Annotated in this window: 26 protein-coding genes; 14 read left to right on the top strand and 12 right to left on the bottom strand. The window is 68.3% G+C overall.

The window, feature by feature from the left end:
- Positions 1 to 9 precede the first annotated feature (9 nt).
- The 3 genes from H7694_RS04085 to H7694_RS04095 are packed head-to-tail and all read right to left on the bottom strand — an operon-like array spanning position 10 to position 3,330.
- Positions 10 to 1,434, bottom strand: coding sequence for an amidohydrolase family protein (locus H7694_RS04085; protein WP_193598275.1), 1,425 nt, complete (start codon positions 1,432 to 1,434; stop codon positions 10 to 12).
- Between the two features lies 1 nt (position 1,435).
- On the bottom strand, positions 1,436 to 2,338 hold the full coding sequence (locus tag H7694_RS04090; RefSeq protein WP_193598276.1) for an acetamidase/formamidase family protein: 903 nt from the start codon (positions 2,336 to 2,338) through the stop codon (positions 1,436 to 1,438).
- Complete coding sequence (locus H7694_RS04095; RefSeq protein ID WP_193598277.1) at positions 2,335 to 3,330, bottom strand: branched-chain amino acid transaminase; 996 nt, start codon at positions 3,328 to 3,330, stop codon at positions 2,335 to 2,337. The genes H7694_RS04090 and H7694_RS04095 overlap by 4 nt, the downstream gene beginning before the upstream one ends.
- A gap of 293 nt (positions 3,331 to 3,623) precedes the next feature.
- Between H7694_RS04095 and H7694_RS04100 the strand changes: the two genes are divergently transcribed.
- The 10 genes from H7694_RS04100 to H7694_RS04145 all read left to right on the top strand — a co-directional run bounded on the left by H7694_RS04100 (position 3,624) and on the right by H7694_RS04145 (position 11,157).
- Complete coding sequence (locus H7694_RS04100) at positions 3,624 to 4,448, top strand: hypothetical protein (RefSeq protein WP_193598278.1); 825 nt, start codon at positions 3,624 to 3,626, stop codon at positions 4,446 to 4,448.
- A gap of 11 nt (positions 4,449 to 4,459) precedes the next feature.
- Positions 4,460 to 5,278 carry an MBL fold metallo-hydrolase gene (locus H7694_RS04105; protein WP_193598279.1) on the top strand — a complete coding sequence of 273 codons (819 nt, stop codon included), beginning with the start codon at positions 4,460 to 4,462 and terminating at the stop codon, positions 5,276 to 5,278.
- A 123-nt stretch (positions 5,279 to 5,401) separates the two neighbouring features.
- Positions 5,402 to 6,073: a cysteine hydrolase family protein gene (locus H7694_RS04110; protein ID WP_193598280.1), complete on the top strand. Its 672-nt coding sequence runs from the start codon at positions 5,402 to 5,404 to the stop codon at positions 6,071 to 6,073.
- A 19-nt stretch (positions 6,074 to 6,092) separates the two neighbouring features.
- Positions 6,093 to 6,797 (top strand): hypothetical protein, encoded by a 705-nt coding sequence (locus H7694_RS04115; RefSeq protein ID WP_193598281.1) that lies wholly within the window; start codon positions 6,093 to 6,095, stop codon positions 6,795 to 6,797.
- The gene (locus H7694_RS04120) at positions 6,794 to 7,621 is read left to right on the top strand and encodes an MBL fold metallo-hydrolase (RefSeq protein WP_193598282.1); all 828 of its coding nucleotides are present in this window, start codon (positions 6,794 to 6,796) and stop codon (positions 7,619 to 7,621) included. The genes H7694_RS04115 and H7694_RS04120 overlap by 4 nt, the downstream gene beginning before the upstream one ends.
- 68 nt (positions 7,622 to 7,689) lie before the next feature.
- Positions 7,690 to 8,610 (top strand): polysaccharide deacetylase family protein, encoded by a 921-nt coding sequence (locus tag H7694_RS04125; protein ID WP_193599067.1) that lies wholly within the window; start codon positions 7,690 to 7,692, stop codon positions 8,608 to 8,610.
- On the top strand, positions 8,607 to 9,020 hold the full coding sequence (locus tag H7694_RS04130) for a cupin domain-containing protein (RefSeq protein ID WP_193598283.1): 414 nt from the start codon (positions 8,607 to 8,609) through the stop codon (positions 9,018 to 9,020). Before H7694_RS04125 ends, H7694_RS04130 begins: the two co-directional genes overlap by 4 nt.
- Entirely contained in the window at positions 9,017 to 9,772 is a 756-nt protein-coding gene (locus H7694_RS04135; RefSeq protein WP_193598284.1) for an aldolase/citrate lyase family protein, read from the top strand. The genes H7694_RS04130 and H7694_RS04135 overlap by 4 nt, the downstream gene beginning before the upstream one ends.
- Before the next feature lie 10 nt (positions 9,773 to 9,782).
- Entirely contained in the window at positions 9,783 to 10,400 is a 618-nt protein-coding gene (locus H7694_RS04140; protein ID WP_193598285.1) for a cupin domain-containing protein, read from the top strand.
- A gap of 31 nt (positions 10,401 to 10,431) precedes the next feature.
- The gene (locus H7694_RS04145; RefSeq protein WP_193598286.1) at positions 10,432 to 11,157 is read left to right on the top strand and encodes a hypothetical protein; all 726 of its coding nucleotides are present in this window, start codon (positions 10,432 to 10,434) and stop codon (positions 11,155 to 11,157) included.
- A gap of 9 nt (positions 11,158 to 11,166) precedes the next feature.
- Here H7694_RS04145 and H7694_RS04150 read toward each other — a convergent pair whose 3' ends face one another.
- Positions 11,167 to 12,060, bottom strand: a complete 894-nt coding sequence (locus H7694_RS04150; protein WP_193598287.1) for a polysaccharide deacetylase family protein — start codon at positions 12,058 to 12,060, stop codon at positions 11,167 to 11,169.
- Between the two features lie 79 nt (positions 12,061 to 12,139).
- Between H7694_RS04150 and H7694_RS04155 the strand changes: the two genes are divergently transcribed.
- From H7694_RS04155 to H7694_RS04170, 4 genes are read left to right on the top strand one after another with little or no spacing between them, the layout of a single operon-like run.
- Complete coding sequence (locus H7694_RS04155; protein WP_193598288.1) at positions 12,140 to 13,519, top strand: hypothetical protein; 1,380 nt, start codon at positions 12,140 to 12,142, stop codon at positions 13,517 to 13,519.
- On the top strand, positions 13,516 to 13,689 hold the full coding sequence (locus H7694_RS04160) for a hypothetical protein (protein WP_193598289.1): 174 nt from the start codon (positions 13,516 to 13,518) through the stop codon (positions 13,687 to 13,689). The genes H7694_RS04155 and H7694_RS04160 overlap by 4 nt, the downstream gene beginning before the upstream one ends.
- Entirely contained in the window at positions 13,682 to 15,112 is a 1,431-nt protein-coding gene (locus H7694_RS04165) for an amidase (RefSeq protein ID WP_193598290.1), read from the top strand. The genes H7694_RS04160 and H7694_RS04165 overlap by 8 nt, the downstream gene beginning before the upstream one ends.
- Before the next feature lie 4 nt (positions 15,113 to 15,116).
- Positions 15,117 to 15,626, top strand: a complete 510-nt coding sequence (locus tag H7694_RS04170) for a phosphoribosyltransferase (RefSeq protein ID WP_193598291.1) — start codon at positions 15,117 to 15,119, stop codon at positions 15,624 to 15,626.
- Positions 15,627 to 15,653: 27 nt separating this feature from the next.
- Here H7694_RS04170 and H7694_RS04175 read toward each other — a convergent pair whose 3' ends face one another.
- From H7694_RS04175 to H7694_RS04210, 8 genes are all read right to left on the bottom strand, one after another.
- The gene (locus H7694_RS04175) at positions 15,654 to 17,177 is read right to left on the bottom strand and encodes an ATP-dependent DNA ligase (protein WP_193598292.1); all 1,524 of its coding nucleotides are present in this window, start codon (positions 17,175 to 17,177) and stop codon (positions 15,654 to 15,656) included.
- Between the two features lie 81 nt (positions 17,178 to 17,258).
- A complete protein-coding gene (locus H7694_RS04180; RefSeq protein WP_193598293.1) occupies positions 17,259 to 18,029 on the bottom strand; it encodes an enoyl-CoA hydratase/isomerase family protein in 771 nt (256 codons plus the stop codon).
- Between the two features lie 74 nt (positions 18,030 to 18,103).
- Positions 18,104 to 19,267 carry a 1,2-phenylacetyl-CoA epoxidase subunit PaaE gene (gene paaE, locus H7694_RS04185; protein WP_193598294.1) on the bottom strand — a complete coding sequence of 388 codons (1,164 nt, stop codon included), beginning with the start codon at positions 19,265 to 19,267 and terminating at the stop codon, positions 18,104 to 18,106.
- Positions 19,267 to 19,779: a 1,2-phenylacetyl-CoA epoxidase subunit PaaD gene (gene paaD, locus H7694_RS04190; protein ID WP_193598295.1), complete on the bottom strand. Its 513-nt coding sequence runs from the start codon at positions 19,777 to 19,779 to the stop codon at positions 19,267 to 19,269. The genes paaE and paaD overlap by 1 nt, the downstream gene beginning before the upstream one ends.
- Before the next feature lie 26 nt (positions 19,780 to 19,805).
- Positions 19,806 to 20,705, bottom strand: a complete 900-nt coding sequence (paaC, locus tag H7694_RS04195; RefSeq protein ID WP_193598296.1) for a 1,2-phenylacetyl-CoA epoxidase subunit PaaC — start codon at positions 20,703 to 20,705, stop codon at positions 19,806 to 19,808.
- Positions 20,702 to 21,028, bottom strand: coding sequence for a 1,2-phenylacetyl-CoA epoxidase subunit PaaB (gene paaB, locus H7694_RS04200; protein WP_193598297.1), 327 nt, complete (start codon positions 21,026 to 21,028; stop codon positions 20,702 to 20,704). The genes paaC and paaB overlap by 4 nt, the downstream gene beginning before the upstream one ends.
- Complete coding sequence (gene paaA, locus H7694_RS04205; RefSeq protein WP_193598298.1) at positions 21,028 to 22,002, bottom strand: 1,2-phenylacetyl-CoA epoxidase subunit PaaA; 975 nt, start codon at positions 22,000 to 22,002, stop codon at positions 21,028 to 21,030. The genes paaB and paaA overlap by 1 nt, the downstream gene beginning before the upstream one ends.
- 85 nt (positions 22,003 to 22,087) lie before the next feature.
- Positions 22,088 to 22,507 (bottom strand): pilus assembly protein CpaE, encoded by a 420-nt coding sequence (locus tag H7694_RS04210; protein WP_193598299.1) that lies wholly within the window; start codon positions 22,505 to 22,507, stop codon positions 22,088 to 22,090.
- Positions 22,508 to 22,563 lie beyond the last annotated feature (56 nt).

The raw sequence follows: 22,563 nt of genomic DNA on the forward strand, positions 1-22,563 counted from the left end.
CTCAGCGACTCAGCAGGCCGGGCGGCTGAGCACGTCAGACGACACGCGCTGCGACTGGATCTCTCCGACGGGGCTGGCGACCAGCCGACGATCGTCCACCATCACGCGACCGCGCAGCAGTGTCATCGTGTTCCACGCGCGCGTGCGGTACCCCTCCCACGGCGTGTAGTCGGCCTCGTGCAGATCGGCTGCTGTCACACGGCGGTCCACATCGATGTCGAGTATGGCGAGATCGGCGTCGCTGCCGACGGCGATGGCGCCCTTGCGAGGGTAGAGGCCGAGGATCTTCGCCGCGTTCGCCGAGGTGAGGTCGACGAAACGGGTGAGCTCGAGGCCGCGGCCGACCACGCCCTCGGTGTAGGCCACGGCCATGCGCATCTCCACCCCAGCGTGACCGCCGGTAGCGTCGTAGATCGTCTTGCCGCGCGTCTTCACGTCGAAGTCGGTGCACACGCCGTCGGTCGCGAGGGTGCTCAGCGTGCCGTCGATCAGGGCAGGCCACATGTCGTCGCGGTCGTCGGCATCCTTTAGCGAGGGATACGTGTGATAGATGGCGCCGTGCGGCTCGCGGTAGTTCTCGGCAGAGAAGTACGCGTAGTGCGGGAGTATCTCGCCGTAGATGGGGGCGCCAGCGCCTCGAGCCTGACGGATCGCGTCGATGCCGACGTTGGCGCTCACGTGCATGAGGTAGATCGCGGCGCCCACGTGGCGGGCGAGCGTGATCGCGCGCTGGAACGAGAGCTGCTCGGAGAGTACGTTGTGCGCGTGGTGCATGTTCTCGAGTCCGATCGCGCCCTGGTGCTTGAGGCGGCGGTACGAGTACATGACGATGTCGTCGTCCTCGGCGTGCACGGCGAGCATGGCACCGGCCGCAGCGGTCTGCTCCATGATCCCCCACATGTTGCCGAGATCGGTTTTCTGATGCGGGCGCGTGGGAGTGGTGTTCGTCATCCACACCTTCCAGCTGCCGTGTCCGTTGCGCACTGCATCCGGGATCTGCTCCAGAACGCTGAACGGGATCTCAGGCTCTTTGAAGGTGCCGTGCAGGGCGAAGTCCGTGTAGCTCTGCCCAGTCCACTCGGCGGCCTTACGCGCGAACGATTCGGTGAGTTCGTCGCCCGGCTTCCAGTGGGCGAAGTCGACAAGCGTGGTGGTGCCGCCGTAGATTGCGCCCTCACTGACACGGTCGGCGCCGAAGCACATGATGCCGCTCTCCGCTGCGGTGGGCAGGACCGAGTTGGTGTGCACGTGCGGGTCGACGCCGCCGGGGACCACGAGCTTGCCGCCCACGTCGATCACGCGGTGCGCGGCGTCGGTCGGCGTGGTTCCTGCGAAGGCGAGCGCCGCGATGCGTCCGTCGGCGATCGCGATGTCCAGTGGCTCCGCACCGGATGGGGTGACGACGAGGCCGCCGGTGATGAGGAGGTCGTACATGTCAGTCCTCTTTCGTCTCGAAGGGGGCGGTGAGCAGATAGCGCGTGTCGAGCGAGACCTTCACGCTCTTGCGGGCGTTGACGAGCTGCGACACTGAGACGTCGGCGGCGGCGGACAGCAGCATCGCAGTGTGCTCCCTCGACCAGCCCCGGTCGGCCCGGACGATCGCCATGGTCTCGTCGAGGGCGACGGTCGCCGCCTCGTCGAGGTCCTCGCCGTCGCCGAGCACGATCATGCGGTCCTCTGAGAAGACGACCGGGCCGCGCACCGGAGCGGGGCGCACGACCCGGCAGGAGAGCTCGACCGAACCCTCCATCTCGACGGCGGTGAGCGAGCACTCGCCGTCGCCCTGCACCGCATGCAGATCACCGGCGTAGAGGCTGCCACCGTCGACCTGAGCGGTCACGAACAGTGATGAGCCGGCGATGATGTCGCGGCAGTCCATGTTGCCGCCGTAGCGGCCGACGGTCGACGAGTTCGGGCTCTCGCCCGCAGGGGCGAGCCCGATCTTGCCGACCATGGGCCGGATCGGCACGCGCACGCCATCGGGGAAGTGCGCGTGACCGTCGTGCACGGGGATCACCAGTCCGTGCATGGCGAGCGGTTCGCCGAAGCCACCGCGCCCCGGCATGGTCACCATACCGCCGCGGTCGGCGATGCTGATCTCGTGCACGTCGATGCGCACGAGATCGCCTGGCCGGACACCCTCGATCCTCACCGGTCCCGTCACGGGGATCGAGAAGATCGAGAAGTCCTCGGCGGTCTCGAATCGGGGGTCTGTGAGCACGCTGCGAGTCTCGAGGACGAAGTGCTGCCCCTGTGCGACGGTCAGCACCGGCGGGGCTTCGGGGGCGAACTCGCTCCGGGCATGCAGGAAGTCGGCGTGTGCCGTCGCGCCGGTCATGCTCCTGCGGAATCGTAGAGGACTTCTGCACCGCCGCTTTCCGCGGAGCCGGGTTCTGCCGTGCCGTAGACGGGGGTGACCCAGTGGGCGAAGTCGGTGACGCGCCCGCGCACCGCGTCCTGATAGAGCTCCTGGAGACCTGCCGTGATCGGGCCCGCCGTGGCGCCGTCGCCGATCAGGGTGCGGTCCACCGACGTGACGTGGTTCACCTCGGCGGCGCTGCCGCACACGAAGATCTCGTCGGCGGAGTACAGCTCGGTGCGGTCGATCGGTCGGATGTCCACGTCAAGGCCGAGCTGTGTGGTCGCCAGCTGCAGCACGGAGTCGCGGGTGATGCCTTCGAGGATGCTCTCGGTCGACGGCGGCGTGCACAGACGGCCCTGGCGGACCATGAAGACGTTGTAGCCGGCGCCTTCGGCGACGTGGCCGGTCTCGGTGAGCAGGAGCGCCGCGCTGTAGCCGTTGCGCTTGGCCTCGAGCAGAGCGAGGCGGCCGTTCTGGTAGTTCGCGATCGACTTCACCCGGGGCGGCATCGCACGATCGGAGAGCCGGGCCCAGCTCGAGATCTGCACATCGAGGCCGGTGGCGCCGAAGTAGTTGCCCATGGGGATCGCGGCCATGAACACTGTGGCGGGGCCGGTGTCATCAGGCTTGCCGTCAGGTGAGTCGACGAACACCTGGGTGCGCATGTGCAGATTCGAGCGCAGGTCGTTCGCGCGGATGAGTCCCAGCAGTTGCTCGGACAGCGCTGCTGTGTCTGTAGGGCCGTCGATCTCGACGACGCGCATGGAGTCGATGAGTCGGCGCATGTGGTCCTCGACGCGGAAGGCATACAGTTCGCCGTCCTCTTCGCTCCAGTAGGCACGGAAGCCCTCGAACACGCCGACGCCGTACTTGGTGCTCGTGCTGAGCACGTGCAGACGCGCATCGGCATAGTCGATGAGTTCACCGTCGTGCAGCAGGTAACGGACTGGGGAGGAAATGGGGGACATCAGCGCACACCATCCTGTCTTCAATCGATGCGTATGTTCATCACCATAATGAAGATCGATCGCAGGTGTTGTCAACCATGCTCATGGCGCGTGCACTGTCGTCATCGGTGGTGACCGGGAATGTGCGGTCGAGGCCCGGAGCATCCGTGGCTTCCGCAGAATAGGGTGGAGGGTGGGGTCCGCAGGCGGTTGGCCAGTCGGGATCCGGCACTGTGGTCGATGTCGCGCTGAACCTGGGGTGATCCGCCGTTTCGGTGGTTGACACGGATGCTTAGTTTCAATAGATTGAAGTCATGTTCAATACGCTATCCGACGACTTGGCGGTCCTTGGCGGAGCATATGCGCTGGGCGACAACGTGAGTTGGGTGCCCCGTGGCTCGACTGGATACCAGGCCTCCAACTGCTATCTCCTCACGGAAGGTGACGCTCACCTGCTCATCGACTCAGGCATGGCTGTGCACAGCATGCAGGTGCTCGATGACCTCGCCGCGTTGATCGGCGAGGGCGGAGGAGTCTCGATATTCTTCACTCGCCCCGAGATGGACTGCGTGTCGAATCTCGAGTCCATTGCCCACCGGTTCGATGTGTTGCGTCTGTTCACCGGCGGGGTGATCAATCCGTTCGACGCGTTCGATGATGTCAGCCGTTTCGCGCTTCGCGGCCGGCGGCAGCAGATCGACGGCACTCGCACTGCCACGGGTGATGCACTGGAGCGTTCGATGAGCATCGAGATTGCTCCCGGTCGTATCCTGGACGTCCAGTCCCCTCTGCTTCGACTGCTGCCGACCTTCTGGGGTTGGGACGCGAAGACCGGTGCGCTTTTCACGTCCGACACATTCACGCATGGCGTCATGGATGGTCCGGACGGGTATCGATTCATCGACGACACGGTGGAGGACGACACGACGCCCGCGCAGGTCGCAGCGCATCTGTTCGCCAAGTACGAATGGCTCCCTCGCGCCACCAAGCATCCGTTGCGGGACTGGCTCGCGGAGACATTCGACAGATTTGAACCCGAGATCATCGCCCCCTCGCGGGGCGCGGTGATCCGTGGGCGGGCGACTGTTCGTCGCCACCTCGATCTCATGCTGGCCGCATTGGCCGACGAAGCGGCATAGGAGGAGCTGCATTGGAGAACATCATCACTGAGACGATGGCTGCAGAGTTTCCGCGCGAGATCCGGCCGGGTGTGTTCTGGATGGGGGCGTGTCTGCCTTTCCATCTCGCCGACCGGGTGATCCACGGGCATAATTCCGCGTACGTGGTCAAGGGCGACACTGCGTCGATGATCATCGATACGGGCAATCCGTCGAGTTGGAACACGATCTCCAAGAAGCTCGACGAGATTCTTGGAGACGAGCCGCTGACCTATGTCTTCCCCACGCACCCGGAACTGCCTCATACAGGAAATCTGCCGCGCCTGGTGGAGAAGTATCCCGACGTGAAGGTGGTGGGTGATATGCACGATTACCACCTGTTCTATCCGCAGATCGTCCCGAACCTGAATTCCCGCGATCCAGGCGAGGTGATCGACCTCGGTGGGGGACAGGAGGTCCTCATCGCAGAGGCGATGATTCGTGATCTGCCGAACACCCAGTGGGCCTTCGCCCGGCGCGAGAAGGTGCTGTTCACCGCCGACGGCTTCTGCTATATGCACCGGCCGGAGCTCGATGACGAGGATCCTCTGCATCTCCCGGGTGAATGCGCTCTCACCACCGATGAACTCGCACAGCCGATCGCGGTGGAGAATGCTGAGTTCTTCACCGGCAGCGCGCTGTACTGGGCGCGGTTCAAGAACGACGCCGATCAGGTGTATGACCGTGTGCTCGCGCTGGTCGATGAACTGGGCGTCGAAGTCGTCGCACCCACGCACGGAAACGTCATCACCAATGTCCGCGAAGTGGAACCGATCATCCGTGAGGGGCACAAGCGGGCTTATCGCTACTAACGCGGTAGTCACCGCACAGCCGACGACGAGGTCCGGCCCGCACCGCGTCTGGCACGCGCTCGTCGTCCCCAATCTCCGGTTCCGGCGCTTCCGCCGCAGTCCGGGCTCGAAAGGAACAGAATCATGATCGAGATCTGCGGCAAGCAGGTGCGAGACACACTCGAGGAGCTCCTCGACCCGGCCACGACAGCACTCGTCGTGATCGACATGCAGAAGGGCGCCGTGTCGCACGGTGGTGCGATCGGCGACTCCGGGCATGACCTGAGCATGATGCCGCGCGTCGCGGATCAGTGCGGTCGCGCAATCCAGGCGGCTCGCGCCAACGGGGTGCCGATCTTCCACATCCGTGTCGAGAACCTTCCCGATGGGAAGAGCTCGCCGGCGGCGTGGTTGCGGGCCCTCTACACGGCAGCGAATGGTCGTCCTATCGATCTCGGCCGGCTCAGCCTCAAGGGGGATCCGGCCACTGACTTCTGCGAGCAGTGCGAGCCCGAGGGGGATGAGATGGTCATCACCAAGCGCCGCCCGAGTGCTTTCGTGAGCACCGAGCTCGAGCTGCTGCTGCGTAGCCAGGGCATCGAGTCGGTTGCGCTGGTCGGCGTCTCTACCGGCGGATGCGTGGAGGCCACTCTGCGCGATGCCGTGCACAACGACTTCTACGCGGTGCTCATCGATGATGCCGTCGGCGCGTACGACGAAGTCGTGCACGACGCAGCACTGACCGTGATGCGCGCGCGTCACGACCACTGCTCGCTCGACGAGGCCATCGCGGTCTGGGAGGGCGCCGCTCGCTGAGCGGCGTCTGGTAACTCGGATGTCCTCCGTCACCGTTCACCGCATCGGCGGTGAGATCGAACTGGACGATCGCGTCAGCTGGTGCCCGCCGGGTGTGCGCGCGTCGCAGCCGGTGAGCTGCTACCTCATCGTGGGCGAGACCGGGATGCTTCTGGTCGACACCGGCATCCGCGCACACGAGATCGAAGTCCTCGCCGCGCTGCGCGAGCTGTATGACGATGCACTGCCGCTGTCGATGCTGCTCACCCGCACCGAGATGGAATGCTGTCTCAACCTCCCGGCCATCGAGAAGCGGTTCCCGATCGAGGCGGTGTATTACACCGGTGGCATCACCGTGCCCCGCTCTCGTGCGGAGGTCAGGCGCGTGAGCGTGGAGCCGGGCAGCTCCCAGTGGATCGAACCGCACCCGGGGATGCGCATCGAGCTGATCTCGCCGCTGATGCGACTGCTTCCCACGCTGTGGGTGCACGAGCCCGAGACCGGGACGCTGCTGACCTCGGATGCCTTCACCCACGGCGATGGTCCCGCCGAGAACGGTCTGGCCAAGTTCCGCTGGTTCTCACGCGCCGAGACCGGAGGGATCGCGGCGCATGTGCGCGAGGTCGTCGCCGATCGCAGGATCGTCGCCATCGGCCCGGGCTACGGGCGACCGTTCCAGGGTGAGGAGGTGGCGGTGCAGGCCGCCGCCCTCGCCGACGCGATCGAGAGGATCGGACTGTCATGAGCACGGGAACCACTTCGGCCAGGCGCATCGCGGATGGCGTGTTCTGGCTGGGCGGATGCCTGTCGGCCTTCGGCCACGGCGAAGAGGTGCACTACCACGTCAACGCCTACCTGGTGATCGGCGAGCAGCGCACAGCACTCGTCGACACGGGTGATCCCGCGCATCGGGACGTCGTGCTCGCGCAGCTCGACGAAGCCCTCGGCGGGCGCAAGCTCGACTACCTCGTGCCCACGCACCCCGAGATCCCGCACGCCGGAAACCTTCCGGCGCTGATCGAGCGTCATCCCGAGGCCGTCGTCGTCGGCGAGACCCGCGACTATCACTTGCACCTCCCGGAGTTCGCGGACCGACTTACCCCGCTCGGACCCGGCGCATCCCTCGATCTCGGCGGGCGCGAGCTCGTTCTCATGCCTGCGCACATCCGCGATCTGGAGAACACGACGTGGGCCTGGGACTCCGGTGCGGGTGTGCTCTTCGTGTCGGACGGCTTCTCGTACATCCACGACGTGCCGGCGCCCGACGACGAAGAGGACGAGCCGGTGCACCGCCCCGGTCAGTGCCGCCTGCTCTCCGGGGAGATGCCCGAGCCGCCGACGGTCGAGCAGGCCGCCTACGGCACCGGACGGGCGCTGTACTGGACGAAGTTCGTCGATGTCAGTGATGCCTTCACGGCCATCGAGGAACTGCTTGACGCGCACCCGACGCGGTTCATCGGTCCCGCACACGGGAATGTGATCGACGACGTCGACGGGATGCTGCGTACCTCGCTGGCCGCGCATCGCGCGGTGTATCAGAATCGACCGGTCGGCAATGATTCACTATAATGAAGATGCACTCGCCGGAGTGAACGCGACGAGGCGTCCGCCCGGTCTCGAAGGAAAGAGCAGTGACCATGCGTGATCTCATCGGCTACGGAGAGAACCCGCCCGTCGTGGGCTGGCCGAACGGCGCGCGAGTCGCCGTGTCGCTCGTGCTCAACTTCGAAGAGGGCGCGGAGCGCTCGATCGAAGCCGGAGACGACAAGGACGAGGACATCTCGATCTTCGGCGGCTGGTCCGCCGACCCCTCTCGCCGCAGCCTGATGAAGGAGTCGTTCTTCGAATACGGCAGCCGCGTCGGGATCTGGCGCTACCTCGGGCTGTTCCGCGAGTTCGGCGTCCGATCCACCGTGATGGCCTGCGGCATCGCTCTCGAGCGCAACCCCGAGGCGGCGCTGGCGATCGCCAGGGATGGTCATGAGATCTGCGGTCACGGCTACAAGTGGCAGGGCCTGGTCGACATGACTCCCGAGGAACAGCGGGCGGAGATCCGTCGCTGCGTCGCCGCGATCGAGTCCACCGCCGGTGTGCGGCCCACGGGTTGGTACGCCCGTGAGGGCATCACCGAGGAGACCAGGGACGTGCTCGTACAGGAAGGCTTCCTGTACGACTCCAACTCGTACTCCGACGACCTGCCGTACTACGTCGACACCGCCGAAGGCGCGCATCTGGTGGTGCCCTATGCGGGCGACACCAATGACGCCCGATTCTGGGGTCATGGCAGTCTTGGCAGCCCCGACGACTTCTTCGCCGTGCTGCGCGACTCGCTTGACTGCCTGCTGATCGAAGGCGCCGAGACTCCGAAAATGATGTCCGTCGGTATTCATCTGCGCATCGGCGGCCGCCCCAGTGTGGCGATGGCGGTGCGCCGGTTCCTCGCGTACGCCAGCGCGCAGGAGGGCGTCTGGTTCGCCACGCGCGAGGAGATCGCGCGCTGGTGGCTTGCGAACGCTCCAGCTATAGCGACGCAGCAGCTCGAAGAGGTCGGCCGATGAGCGTCCGTCCCGCGGCGGATCTCGAGCGCCTGGTCCATAACGCGTACGACATCGGCTTCACCGACCTCGCCAAGGTCGGGCTGAAGGGGCAGCGCGATCAGGGACAGGTTTGCAACCTCATCTCGCGTGATCTGAGCGGTTCCGACGATCTCAACGTCAGCCTCGGTCGCATCCTGCCCGGCCAGCACCACCTGTGTCATCACCATCCAGACGCTTCCGAGTTCTACGTAGTGATAGCCGGAACGCCGCTCGTTCACCTCGACGGCACCGACTACCGCGCACGTCCCGGTGACGGCATCTACATCCCGCGCGGGACGAGCCACGGCATCACCAACGACACCGATGAGAACGTCGAACTGGTGGTGGGCATGAGCAAGCCCGCCGACTGGGAGTTCGTGTCAGACGAATGAGCGCGCACAACGGCATCCGCAACGAGGTCGGCCTGATCACGGCGGACCCGACTCCCACGCTGCTCGGGCTGCTTGAGGTGACCGGCGTCGATTCGATCGTGATCGACGCCGAGCAGACCGGGCTCACCGTCGCCGCCTGCCTCGATGCTGTGCAGCGGCTGCGCGGCAGCGGGGTGCGCGTCGGCATCCGGATCCCGTCGCTCGACGATGACTGCGTGCTCGCGTTCGCGAACACCGGCGCAGACGAACTTGTCCTGCCTCGTGTGCGCCGGATCGACGAGCTTGAGCGAGCGTACCGCGCAACGCGCTTCCCGCCTGCTGGGGAGCGTCCGCGGCAGGTCTCGCCCGCGTCGCGCTACGGCACCGCGTACCTGCATGTCCCGGTGCTCTCGGTGCTCGTGGAGACGGTGGATGCGGTGGATGCGATCGAAGACTTCGCCGCGCACCCGCTCTTCCAGGGTGCGTGGATCGGCCCAACCGACCTCGCCGACGACCTGGTCCGCTTCGGCCGGGGTGACGAGCTGAACGCCGCTGTGCAGAGGGTCATTGACGTGGTGGCCGCTGCCGGGCATCCCGTCGGGCTCCCCGCGCCGTCGGCGGCCCGCGCCGGCGAGGTGCATCGCCGTGGCGCCAACCGTGCGGCGATCTATTGGGAGCGCGAAGTGACAGCGACCCTGCGCTCCCTAGTTTCGGCGCGAGAAGCCGAGGACACGCTATCGTCTCGATACAACGACGCACCGTCAATGAGCTGAAGGGCTGAACGTGAGTACCACCTCTACGCCGAAATCGATCCCCGAGGAAAGCCTCGACCGCAACTTCTGGATCACTCATCTCGGTGCGCAGCTGCGCGAGCAGCGATCGGGCCGCTACACCGTCGAGGAACTCGCCGAGCGTGCAGGCGTGAGCGCGGGGCTCATCAGTCAGATCGAGCGAGGCATCGGGAACCCGTCGTTCGCGACATTGCTGCGGCTCGCGAACTCCCTCGACCTGCCACTCGCCAGCATGTTCGCCGATCCGGGGTCGGGGGACGATCAGATGCTCGTGCGGCGCGCGGACCGCCGGCGCATCGAGATCCCATCTCAGGGTGTCATCATGGAACTGATCGTGCCGGATGCCGAACGCAAACTCGGCGTCGTGAGCATGACGATTCCCGCCCGATTCGACGGCTCGGCCGCCCCGCATTCCCACGAGGGCGAGGAGGTCGTGCTGGTGAGTGCCGGAAGGCTGGTCGCCACCGTCGCGGGAAAGGACTTCGAACTCGAGGCGGGCGACAGCCTCACCTACGATGCATCGCTGCCGCACTGGTGGAGCAACCGCACCGACTCTGCCGCTGTGATGCTCGCGATCTCGACTCCGCCATCGCTCGGTCGCGCGCACTGATCGCGGACTCCACGCCCTCACGAGGAGGATCATGACCACGACCGCCCCGGGTCCTTCCGTGCGCCTGGGCGTGCTCGCACCGTCGTCGAACTCCAACGCCGAGTCGTCCATGCAACGGATGCTCGCGGACGAGGCCGACGTCGGCGTGCATTTCAGCCGCTTTCGTCTGCCGCCGTCGCTCGGCGATCGGATCGATGCCGCCGTCCTAGGTGATGCGCCGGCGCTGCTCGCCGACGTGGAGCCGGATGCTGTGGCCTTCCACGGCACGTCCGGATCGTGGACCGGGTTCGACGGAGACCGCGAGCTCTGCGCGCAGCTCACGGACGTCATCGGCTCGCCGGCGACGACGGCGTCGCTGGCTGTGCGCGCCGCGCTAGACGTGCTCGGCCTGCGTCGCGTCGGGCTGCTCTTCCCCGGGCCGCGTCCGATCGCCGAGCAGATCGCCGCGCAGTACGGCGCGGACGGCGTCGACGTCCCCGTGCTCTCGGCTCCGGAGGCCGAACTCACCAACGCGCAGATCGCCCGTGTGGGCGCGGACTGGATTGATGCGCTCGCCGGGCCCGCATTCGACGGCGACGTGGACGGCGTCGTCTGCATCGGAACCAACCTGCGCAGTGCCTATCGCGTCACGAAGCTCGAGGCCGAGTACGGCATCCCCGTCATCGACAGTGCGACGGCCACACTCTGGCAGCTGATGCGGCTCGCCCGCGCACCCAGGTCGATCCGCGGATGGGGGCGGCTGCTCGCCGAGGGGTGACCTTGGCTGTCAGGCCGAGATCGCAGATGTCCAATGCGCCAGGATCTGCTCGCGCGTCGCGATCCAGGCTCCCTTCTCCCGCGCCTGCTGCAGCAGGGCCTCCAGCGCCCCGATGTGAGCGGGGCGGCCGATCAGGCGCGGATGCAGCCCGACGCTGAGCACCGACGGACCTTCGCGCGGATCGTCCGCCAGCATGTCCAGCGCATCGCACAGGTGCGCGGCGAAGGATGCTGCGGTCGGATACTGCCGCAGCAGCGCCGAGTCATTGGTGTCGCCGGCGTAGGGCAGCACCGGCAGCGGCAGGCCGTCGACGCCGGGGTGCGGGAGATCGTCGTTGAAGCTGTTGGCGTCGTATGAGAACCCCTCCGCGAGCATGGACGCCCGGGAGTGCTCGGTGAGGCCATCTCGGGAATACCACGTGGTGGCACGCCGCCCGGTCAGCTGCTCGATCTGCTCGCGGGAGCGGAGCATGCGATCGCGCTCCTCGGCCGGGTCGAGCAGGGTGTGCGGCTCCCACAGAAGGCCGTGATCTGCGACCTCATGTCCGTCACGCACGAGGGCGGACGCGACGAGCGGGTTGGCCTGCAGTGCGGCTGCGCAGCAGAACGCTGTCGCGGGTGCGTCGTAACGCCGCAGCAGCCGGAGCAGGCGCCAGATCCCCGCACGGCCGCCGTACTCGAACGCGGACTCGAGGTCGAGGTTGCGGTGATCGGGGCGCACCGGATGCGCCAGCCAGTGCGCGCCGAGATCGTCCGCGCCATCTCCGCGTGAGACGCTGCGCTCGGCACCGTCCTCGATGTTGATCACGAGCGAGATCGCGACGCGGGCGTCGCCGGGCCAGCGCACCTGCGGTGGGTGCTCGCCGTAGCCGCGCAGATCGCGCGGCAGGGTATGAGCAGTCATGACCACTCCTGGTTATAGTGAAGCGACTTCGATATGATGAATCTACCGGCGAAGAGGCCGGACGTCGAGAGGAAGAGCGATGCCGACGCTGATTCGCGCGGGAGTGGTCGTACCGGCCACCGGCGGGATGGTCTTCGAAGGCGGCGCCGTCGTCATCGACAGGGGCCGCATCGTCGAGGTGCTCGACGCGCTCGGCTCCCACCGGGCCGCTGGCGCGTTCTCCGGTGACATCGTCGACGAACCGGACAGCATCCTCATGCCGGGCCTGGTGAACATCCACACACACGGGGTCAGCCCGTCGCCGCTCTTCCCCAGCGGGTCGGCAGCGTTGCCGGAGGAGCGCTGGCTGGGAAACCTCGACAGGCATGCCGCGGCGGGGACCACCACCGTGCTCAGCACCTGCGGGCTCGGGAGCATGGATGAGATCCGCGAAGCCGACCGCCGGCACGCCGTGCATGTGCGCGGGTCCACCGCCCACACTCCGGGCGCGCTGCAGGCTGCGCTCGCCGCAGACGGAGCGGGTCTGACCGAGCGGCATCGCGCGCTGACGATCGAGCGGATGCTGGATGACGGCGCGGTCGCGATCGGCGAGCTCGCCGGCGGGCAGACGCTGGGGGGAGGAGGTCAGGACCTCGTCTTCCTCCCCGCCGCCATCCGGGCGCGCACCGGGATCGTCGTGACGCAGGCACAGGCTCGCGGCCTCAAGGAGGCCGTGCTCGGGCGCTTCATGGACGAGCGCCGTCATGATGCGGCGCTGCTGGCCGCGCGCGCGCAGCAGGCGGGCCTGGAAGGCCTCGGGCTTGAGGAGCTCCGTCAGCTCATCGTCGACACCGTCCTGCCGTCCGTCGCAGCCGCGCGATCGGGGATCCGCGAGGGTGTCGAGGCCGCGCGCAGGCTGGGCGTGCCCGCCCTCGTGCACAGCGCCTCGGCATCCGCCGACCTCATCCGCGAGCTGCAGGGTTCCAAAGATCGCCGTCCCGCGACGATCATCGCCGGTCATGTGAACCACACCTCGCACACGGTCGACGAGGCGGTCCGGCTCGCAGAATCCGGACGTGATGCGGGCTGGTACGGCGAGGCGAGCGTGTTCGATCTGCTCGAGGGGCGTGAGACCGTGCAGACCAGGGAGCACTGGGATGCTCTGCTCGCCGGGGTCGATCTCGTCGACGTGCTCGCCACCGACTACGGTCACGACGGGCGGCACGATCCGCTCATCTCCGCCCTGCAGGATGTCATCGCCACCGGTCAGCGCGGGCTCGCCGAGGCCGTCGAGATGGTCACATCCGTACCAGCCGGGCTCATCCCCGGGCTCGTGGACGGCGGGGCGATGCTGCGACGGGGCGCGCCTGCCGACCTCGTCCTCGCGGATCGGGACGACCTGCGGATCGTCCGAAGGGTGTACATCGACGGGGTCCCCGTCGCGGAGCACGGGCGGATGCTTGCACAGGTGGGTGCATGAGCGCGCTCAGCCCGGCCGATCTGGCGACGGTCTCCGAACTTCTCGGCGCCGACATCGCACAGGAGGATGCCCCCGGGATCGCGGCATCCATCGCCGACCTCCGCGACGCGCTGCCGGAGTTCCGCCGGGTCTCGGGGGAGTTGCTGGCCACGGAAGGTCAGGATGACTGAGGCGTGGCGACTCGGGGTCGAACAGGCCGCCGCGGCCCTCGCCGACGGCTCCCTGACCAGCGCCGAGCTGGTGGCGGCGAGCGTCGAGCGCATCGACGTCACCGAGCCTCACGTGCATGCCTGGGCGTTCGTCGACGCCGAAGCCGCTCTCGCCCAGGCGCGGCAGAGCGATGCACGCAGGCGCGCGGGTCGTGCCCGCGGACCGATGGACGGCATCCCGGTCGGTGTCAAAGACGTCATCGACGTGGCCGGCATGCCGACCAGGGGCGGGTCCGTCTCGCTCGCGGATGCCGCGCCGGCGGCGCGGGATGCGGCATCCGTCGCCCTGCTCCGGCGGGCCGGCGGCGTGCTGCTCGGCAAAGCCCACACCTACGAGTTCGCCTTCGGACAAGGGCAGCCGCCGACGCGCAACCCGCGCGACCCCGATCGCTATGCCGGCGGATCCAGCATCGGCTCGGGCGTTGCGGTGGCGGTCGGGGACGCCCCGGCGATGCTGGGCACCGACACGGGCGGGTCGATCCGCAATCCCGCATCCATCAACGGCATCGTCGGCCTCAAGCCCAGCGCGGGTCTCGTGCCCACCGACGGGGCGATCACGATCAGCCGCACCATGGACGCGATCGGTCCGCTCACCGCATCAGCGCTCGGCAGTGCCCTCGTGCTCGACGCCATCACCGATCCGGTCATCCGTGATCGGGCGTTCGCGGGGACGGTGGCCGATCGCGCGCGGGAGGTGCTTGCCGGCACGCGTGCGAGGATCGGCGTAGATCGGGCGCTCTGGCGCACCTGGGGTGTGGCGGAGCCCGTCTGCGCAGCCGTCGACGAGTCCCTCGCGCAGCTCGCCGGCAGCGGCGTGGAGATCGTCGAGCTCGATCTCTCGTTCCTCGACTCGGCGCTCACGGCGGGTCTTGTGATCTCGCTCTCCGAGTCGGTGCCCGAGCATCGCTCGCGGCTGCGCGCCGGCGCATCGGACTACCTTCCGGGCACGCGCATCATGATCGCCACCGGTGCGCTCATCGGGCAGGCCGACATCGAACTCGCCCATCGGATGCGGCACGCGTTGCGTGCCCGGATCGAGCTGACGCTGCGCGAGCACAGGCTCAGGGCGATCGCCGCCCCGACACTGCCGGCCGGCGCGCCTCTGCTGGCGACGATGGCCAGCGAGCTGACCGACTCGGCGGGGGAGGAGTCGCTCGGCAGCGCGCTGCGGATGCTCAGCGCCGCGAACCTTACCGGTCTGCCCGGCCTCGGAATTCCGAGTGGCGAACCCGGCGGCCGACCGGTCGGCCTGCACCTGCTCGGCCGGATGCACGGGGACGCGGAGCTGATCGCGCTCGGCATGAGGCACGAGGCGATGTCGCCCTGGCGGGTGCGCATCCCGGTCGACCCGCGAGCCGGATCGCCGCAGGATGCACGACAATGAGCAGATGACGGATGCACCGATCGAGCGCGAGACGCTCACCTGGGACGGGTTCGGCGCGGCGACCAGGTCGCTGGCCAGGACGATCATCGACAGCGGCTTCGCCCCCGAGGTGGTCGTCGCGATCGCGCGCGGCGGGCTGCTGCCGGCGGGCGCCATCGCCTATGGGCTGGGCGCGAAGAACTGCGGCGCCATCAACGTCGAGTTCTACACCGGGATCGGCACCGTGCTCGACGCACCCGAGGTGCTCCCACCCGAGCTCGACATGGCCTATCTCGACGGGCGTCGCGTGCTGCTCGTCGACGACGTGGCCGATTCCGGCCGCACCCTCGCGCTCGCCGTGCAACTGCTGAAGGACAAGGGCGCCGACGTGCGCTCGGTCACGATCTACACCAAGCCGACCACGATCATCCAGCCCGACTATGCCTGGAAGGACACCGATCTGTGGATCGACTTCCCGTGGTCGTACAAGGGCACGGTCGTCGAAGAGGATCAGGGGCTCGCGCCGACGGCGTGAGCCCGCCGGCGGCTCCGCCCGCACGGGTCAGCCGCGCAGCAGCGCCCGCAGAGCCTGGATCGTGTCCGCCTCGGCAGGGCGCTTGTCGGGCCGGTACCCCTTCACACGCGCGAACCGCAGTGCGATGCCGCCCGGATAACGGGGCGAGCGCTGCACGCCGTCGATCGCGATCTCGACGACCAGTTCGGGGCGCACGAAGACGGCCTGCGCAGTGCGGTGACTCTCGATCTCGGGGAACGTCTCGGTCTGCCACCGCAGCAGTTCGTCCGTGAGCCCTTTGAAGGTCTTGCCGACCATCACGAGCCCGCCCGGATCGCCGAACTCGCCGACAGGGTCGAGCGCGCCGAGATGCAGGTTCGACAGCATCCCGCGCCGACGCCCCGAACCCCACTCCGCGGCGATCACGACCAGGTCGAAGGTGAGCACGGGCTTCACCTTCACCCAGGACTTTCCGCGTCGGCCGGCGGTGTAGGGCGAGTCGATCGCCTTCACGAGCACGCCCTCGTGGCCGGCCGCCAGCGCCTCGCGGGAGAGCTGCTCGGCGGCATCCGGGTCGTCGGTGACGATGCCGGGCATCCGCCATTCGCGGGCGATACGATCGAGTTCCGCCAGGCGCGACGACAGCGGCTCATCGGTCAGGTCGCGGCCGTCCAGGTGCAGCACGTCGAAGAACCAGGGGCGCAGAGCCAGTTCGCGCGAGGCGTCCGCGCCGAAGCGGGACATGGTCTCCTGGAACGGGCGCGGCCCGCCGTCCTCGTCGAGCAAGAGAGTCTCGCCGTCGAGGATCACGTCGTGCACGGGCAGCGCACGCACGATCTCGACGATCTCGGGCACGCGGTGAGTGATGTCGGCGAGACTGCGGGTGTAGACGCCGACCACGTCACCACGCCGGTGCACCTGGATGCGGGCGCCGTCGAGCTTGTACTCCACCGAGGCCCGGCCGGTGACCTCCAGCGCCGCGGTCGGCGTCGCCGCGCTCGCCGCGAGCATCGGCATCACGGCCCGGCCCACCTGCAGGCCCACAGCGTCGAGGTCGGCCTCGGTTCCCGTCAGGGCGAGGCGGGCGGTCTCGCCGAGGTCGCCGGAGAGCATCGCGGCACGGCGGACGGATGCCGGTGCCCGGCCGGATGCGCGCGCGATCGCATCCAGCAGCACGCCGGCCAGCGCCCCGGTGCGCAGCTCTCCCAGCATCGCGCGGGCGAGCAGATTCCATTCCGGTGCGGTGGCGCGCTCGGCCAGTGTGGCGAGCAGGTCATGCCGCGCCGCGGTGGAGCCCGAACCGGATGCCGCGGCCAGGGCATCCAGCATCCGATCCACGTCGGCGACGGTCAGCGCGGGCTCGACCGCGTGCGTGACGTCGAGCGCGGTCAGCGTGCGCCATCCGACTCCCAGCCGGCCCTGCCGTGGTGCAGCCAGCAGAAGCCCGATCAGCGGCGCGATCTCGTCGGGCTCGGCGCGCGCGAGCAGTCGCGCGAGCGCGTCGATCTTGGCCAGCCGGGATGACGTCGCCGCGACCTCGTCCGTCGTCGTGACCAGCTCCGAGAGCATCATCCCGGCATTGTCGCACCCGCCGCCGACATCTGGGAGCGACGGTTCCTACCTTCTGGCGCAGCCGCGGCGCCGAGCCGCTGCTCAGCGGCCGCGGAACTCGGGCCTGCGCTTCTGCTGGAAGGCGGCGAAGCCCTCGCGGTAGTCGTCGGTGTCGCACAGGGCCGCCTGGGCGGCGTTCTCGATCTCCACGGCCTCCCACAGTGCCAGCCGTTCGTCACGGATGCGGGCGACCAGCTGCTTGCTGGCCAGGAACGCCGCCGTCGCGCCACGGGATGCCGCCGCCGCGGCATCCTCGGTCGCCTGGGCCACCTCGTCGTCGGGGAAGACGCGCGAGAACAGACCGGATGCCACGGCCTCGGCGCCCGACATCAGCCGGCCCGTGTAGATGAGGTCGAGCGTGCGATGCGCGCCCAGCCGATCCAGGAACAGGGCGTGCCCGCCGGAATCGAGCGTCGCACCGAGCGCCGCGAAAGGCGAACCGATCTTCGCCGACTCGGCGACATACACCACGTCGGTGGCGATCAGCAGCCCGAGGCCGACGCCCAGACACGCGCCGTGGGCGACCGCGAACGTCGGGGCGGGAAACGCCGCCATCTGCTTAAGCAGCGGCGTGACGAGGCCACCCAGGTAGCCGATCACATCGTCGTCGCGCGGGTCGACGTCCGAGATGTCGCGCCCCGCGCAGAACGCGCGGCCCTCGCCGTGCAGCACCAGAGCGCGCACACCGGCGTGCTCTGCCTGCTCGTAGGCCGAGTGCAGCTCATTCAGTGCCTGCTCGTCGAGCGCGTTGAGCTTGGCCGGTGCGTTCAGCGTGACGTGCGCGATGTGGTCGGCGATGGCGAGGTCGATCATGCGTGCTCCTTCGTGAAGCCGGGGCGCTTCGACAAGCTCAGCGACCCAGTGGATGCAGGCTCAGGATCCCAGTGTCAGACGTCGTAGTCCACGACGACGCGGTCACTGGTCGGGTGCGACTGGCAGGTCAGCACGTAACCGCGCTCGATCTCGTCGGGTTCGAGCGCGTAGTTCTCGGTCATCGTCACGCTGCCCTCCAGCACCCGCGCGCGGCAGGTGCCGCACACGCCGCCCGAGCAGGCGAACGGCGCGTCGGGCCGCACCCGCAAGGCGGCGTTCAGCACCGACTCGTGTGCGTCGACGGGGCTCTCGACGGTCGACGAGACGCCGTCGAGGTTGATCTCGAGCCGGTATGCCTTCTCGCCACGGCGCACCTCGACCTGGCGGGGTCCGCGCTCGGCGGGCGCGTCGCCGGTGGTGAACAGCTCGAACCGGATGTGCTCGCGCGGCACCCCGACGTCCGCGAGCACCTCGCGGCACAGATCCACGAGCGCGAACGGTCCGCACAGGAACCATTCGTCGACGGTCGACGGGTGGATCAGCGCCGACAGGATCGTGCGCAGCCGCTGCTCGTCGATGCGGCCCGAAAGCACCGGCGCGGTGCGCTGCTCGCGGGAGAGCACATGGTGCAGCACCAGGCGGGTCGGGTAGCGATCCTTGAGATCTGCGAGGTCTTCGAGGAACATCACGTCACTCGTGGACCGGTTGGTGTACAGCAGCGTGAACCGCGTGGTCGCTGATGCCGACAGCAGGTTGCGCGCCAGCGCCATCATCGGGGTGATGCCCGAGCCGGCGGCGATGCCCACGACATGCGTGCCCTCGAGCTCTTCGAGCCCGGAGGTGAATGTGCCCTGCGGGCTCATCACGTCGATCTCGAAACCCGGGGTCAGCTCGGTTTGCGCCCAGGTGGAGAACAGCCCGCCCTCGTCGCGCTTGACCGCGACGCTCAGGCTGGTGGCGCCGTCGCGCACGGGTGCGGGCGGCCGGCACAGCGAGTACGAGCGACGCACTTCGGTGCCGTCGAGGTGCACGCGAAGGGCGACGTACTGCCCGGGCAGGTAGGCGTAGTCGTCGGCCAGGTCGGCGGGCACCGTGAAGCTCACCTCGATGGCGTCATCGGTGAGCCGGCGCACGTCCGAGACGGTCAGGGTGTGGAACCGCGCACGGTGGCGGTCGCCCGCCGGGTGCGGCGCGGTGGAGGTCGGGGTGGATGCCGAGGGCAGGCGGAACAGTGACATCAGATCACCTTGAAGTGGTCGAAGGGCTCCAGGCAGGCGCGGCACTCGTACAGCGCCTTGCAGGAGGTGGAGCCGAAGCGGGAGACTTCGCGGGTGTCGAGCGAGCCGCACTGCGGGCACTTGACCGCGAGCTGCAGCCGGATGGGTCCCTGTCGAGCGGCTGCGCTGCCCGAGGGCGGGGCGATGCCGTACTCGGTGAGCTTGCGCTTGCCGTCCTCGCTCATCCAGTCGGTCGTCCACGCGGGGGAGAGCACCAGCCGCACCTCGACGTCGTCGAACCCGTCGGCGGTGAGGGCCAGCACGATGTCGTCGCGGATCGCATCCATGGCCGGGCATCCGCTGTATGTCGGCGTGATGTCGACGGTGATGCGGCCCTCGGCATCCGCTCTCACCTCGCGCAGCACACCGAGGTCCTCGATGGTCAGCACGGGGATCTCCGGGTCGGCGACGCGCGCCGCGACCTCGCGCGCGCGTGTCGCGCGTGCCTCGGTCGTCGGGTGCGGTGCGGTCATGATGGGTCCCTGAGCGAATCGAACGGTCACCAGGTCGCCCCCGGATGCCGTCGGGCGAGCACCTGCATCTCGGCGAGCAGGTGCCCGAAGGGCGTGGCGTGCGCGCCGCGTCGGCCGCCGCCGGACGACTGACCGCCCTTCGCTTCGCCTCGCTGGCGCTCGCTCAGTACAGGCGGCAGGGTCGGCGACCCAGCGCCTTCTTCGAACCCGGCCTCGGCGAACACGGTGTCGATGACGGCGTCGAAGCCCGGGCGCAGCGCCGAGGGCCGTGCGGCCGCATCCCCGAGCCGGTCGGTCAGCGGCTCGTCGCGGAACAGCTCGTCGACGTACGGCCAGACGTCGCCGAGAGCACGGATCATGCGCCGGCGTGACTCGTCGGTGCCGCCGGCCAGGCGCAGCACCCACTGCACGGCGTGATCCCGGTGGTAGTCGACCTCTTTGAGCGACTTCGCCGCGATCGCCGCGAGCGTCGCGTCGCTCGACGTGCGAAGTGCGGAGTACAGCTCGAACATGTAGGTCGAGGCGATGAGCTGACGGGCGATCGTCTGTGCGAAGTCGCCGTTGGGCTGCTCCATGATCCAGGCGCTGCGGAACTCGGGTTCGTCACGGAAGTAGGCGAGGTCGTCCTCGCTGCGGCCGTCCCACGAGCCGGCGTAGCGCAGCAGCGAACGGGCGTGGCCGAGCAGATCGAGGGCGATGTTCGCCAGCGCGACGTCCTCCTCCAGCTCGGGGGCGCGCGAGATCCACGCACCCAGCTGCTGCGAGAGGATCAGCGCGTCGTCACCCAGCCACAGTGCGTACTCGGCGACGTCGGCCGAGGTGGCCTTGGTCTCGCCGCCGGAGAGCTCGGATGCCAGCTGCAGCTCCTCGACCGAGACGTCGCCATGCCCTTCTGAAATGGGTTCCTGAGGTTCTCGAAGGGTCACAGGTGAGGCACCCCCTCGGACGCCGTGTAGTACACGGCGTGCCGGTAGTTCTTGCCTGCCGGGCTCTCGAAGAACGCGCCCTTGTCGTCGGGGTCGCTGGTGGTGATGGCGTCAGCCGGCGCCACCCAGATCGACACGCCTTCGCCGCGCCGCGTGTAGAGGTCGCGCGCGTTGCGCACCGCCATGCTCGCGTCGGGCGCGTGCAGCGAGCCCACGTGCACGTGGCTCAGGCCGCGGTTCGCGCGGACGAAGACCTCCCACAGGGGCCAGGTCTCCTGCCCTTCACCTGCTGACTCCTTCGAAGGGCCGCCGGGAGTCGTCATCACGCCACCTGCCCTTCGACGCGGAGGGACTGCTTGCGCGCGTACTCGGCCGCCGCCTCGCGTACCCACGCGCCCTCTTCATGTGCCGTGCGCCGGCGCTCGATCCGCTCGGCGTTGCACGGTCCGTTGCCTCGGAGCACCTCGAAGAACTCGTCCCAGTCGATCTCGCCCATGTCGTACGCGCCCGTCTCCTCGTTCCAGCGAAGCTCGGGATCCGGCAGGGTGACGCCGAGGATCTCGGCCTGCGGCACGAGCATCCCGACGAAGCGCTGACGCAGGTCATCGTTCGAGAACCGCTTGATCTTCCACTGCATCGACTGGGCGGAGTTGGGCGACTGGTCATCCGGCGGGCCGAACATGGCCAGGCTCGGCCAGTACCAGCGGTTCACGGCATCCTGCGCCATCTCGCGCTGCTCGTCGGTGCCCTGCATGAGTGTCAGCAGGATCTCGAAACCCTGTCGCTGGTGGAACGACTCCTCTTTGCAGACGCGCACCATCGCCCGCCCGTAGGGGCCGTACGAGGCGCGGCACAGCGGCACCTGGTTCACGATCGCTGCGCCGTCGACCAGCCACCCGATCGCACCCATGTCGGCCCAGGTCGGGGTGGGGTAGTTGAAGATCGACGAGTACTTGGCCCGTCCGTCGATGAGCTGCTGCATCATCTCGTCACGGGTGATGCCCAGGGTCTGCGCGGCCGAATAGAGGTAGAGCCCGTGGCCGGCCTCGTCCTGCACCTTCGCCATCAGGATCGCCTTGCGCTTCAGGCTCGGAGCGCGGGTGATCCAGTTGCCCTCGGGCTGCATGCCGATGATCTCGGAGTGCGCGTGCTGCGAGATCTGGCGGATCAGCGTCCTGCGGTACGCGTCGGGCATCCAGTCGCGGGGCTCGATGCGCCGTTCTTCGGCGATGAGCGCCTCGAAGTGGGCAAGAGCATCGGTGTCGTCCACGAGGGACAGGTCGGAGGGGGTGGTCATCGTCGACTCCTCGGCGTGCATCTTTACTGACCGATCGTTAGGTAATCCTCTCATGCGGCGACGGGCCGGGCAAGTTCACTGCCGGTCAGCGGGTGCGGGAGATGAGCTCGAGCAGAGCGCGACCGTACGCCTCCGAAGGCTCGGGATGCTCGAAGCGCAGCGACTCGCCGGCGATCTCGACCTCCACGGCGTAGGTGTCGGGCAGGCGCACGAGACGGCGGAAGGTGCCGCGCAGCAGCTCTCTGAGCTGGTCCTCGCGGGGCAGCCAGACGGCATCCGCGAGCTGCACGGCATCCAGCGCCCATTCGGTCGTGCCGTTGAACGCGAGGTCGGTGCCGCTCGGTGTGCGGCGTGCTTCGATCGTCATCTCACTGACGGTGAAGACGTCGGCCTCCGCCTCCATCTCGACCTCGTCCGGCAGGTCGAGCTGGAACCGGTCGCCGCTGGCGGGATGCCACACCAGACCGAGGTCGCGCAGGGCGACGGCGAGCTCACGGCTGATCACCCCTCCACGCTAGACGACCTGAGCCGAGTGCGGATCGATCGTGCCTGTGGATGACG

This window comes from Microbacterium sp. YJN-G (assembly GCF_015040615.1).
Classification (GTDB): domain Bacteria; phylum Actinomycetota; class Actinomycetes; order Actinomycetales; family Microbacteriaceae; genus Microbacterium.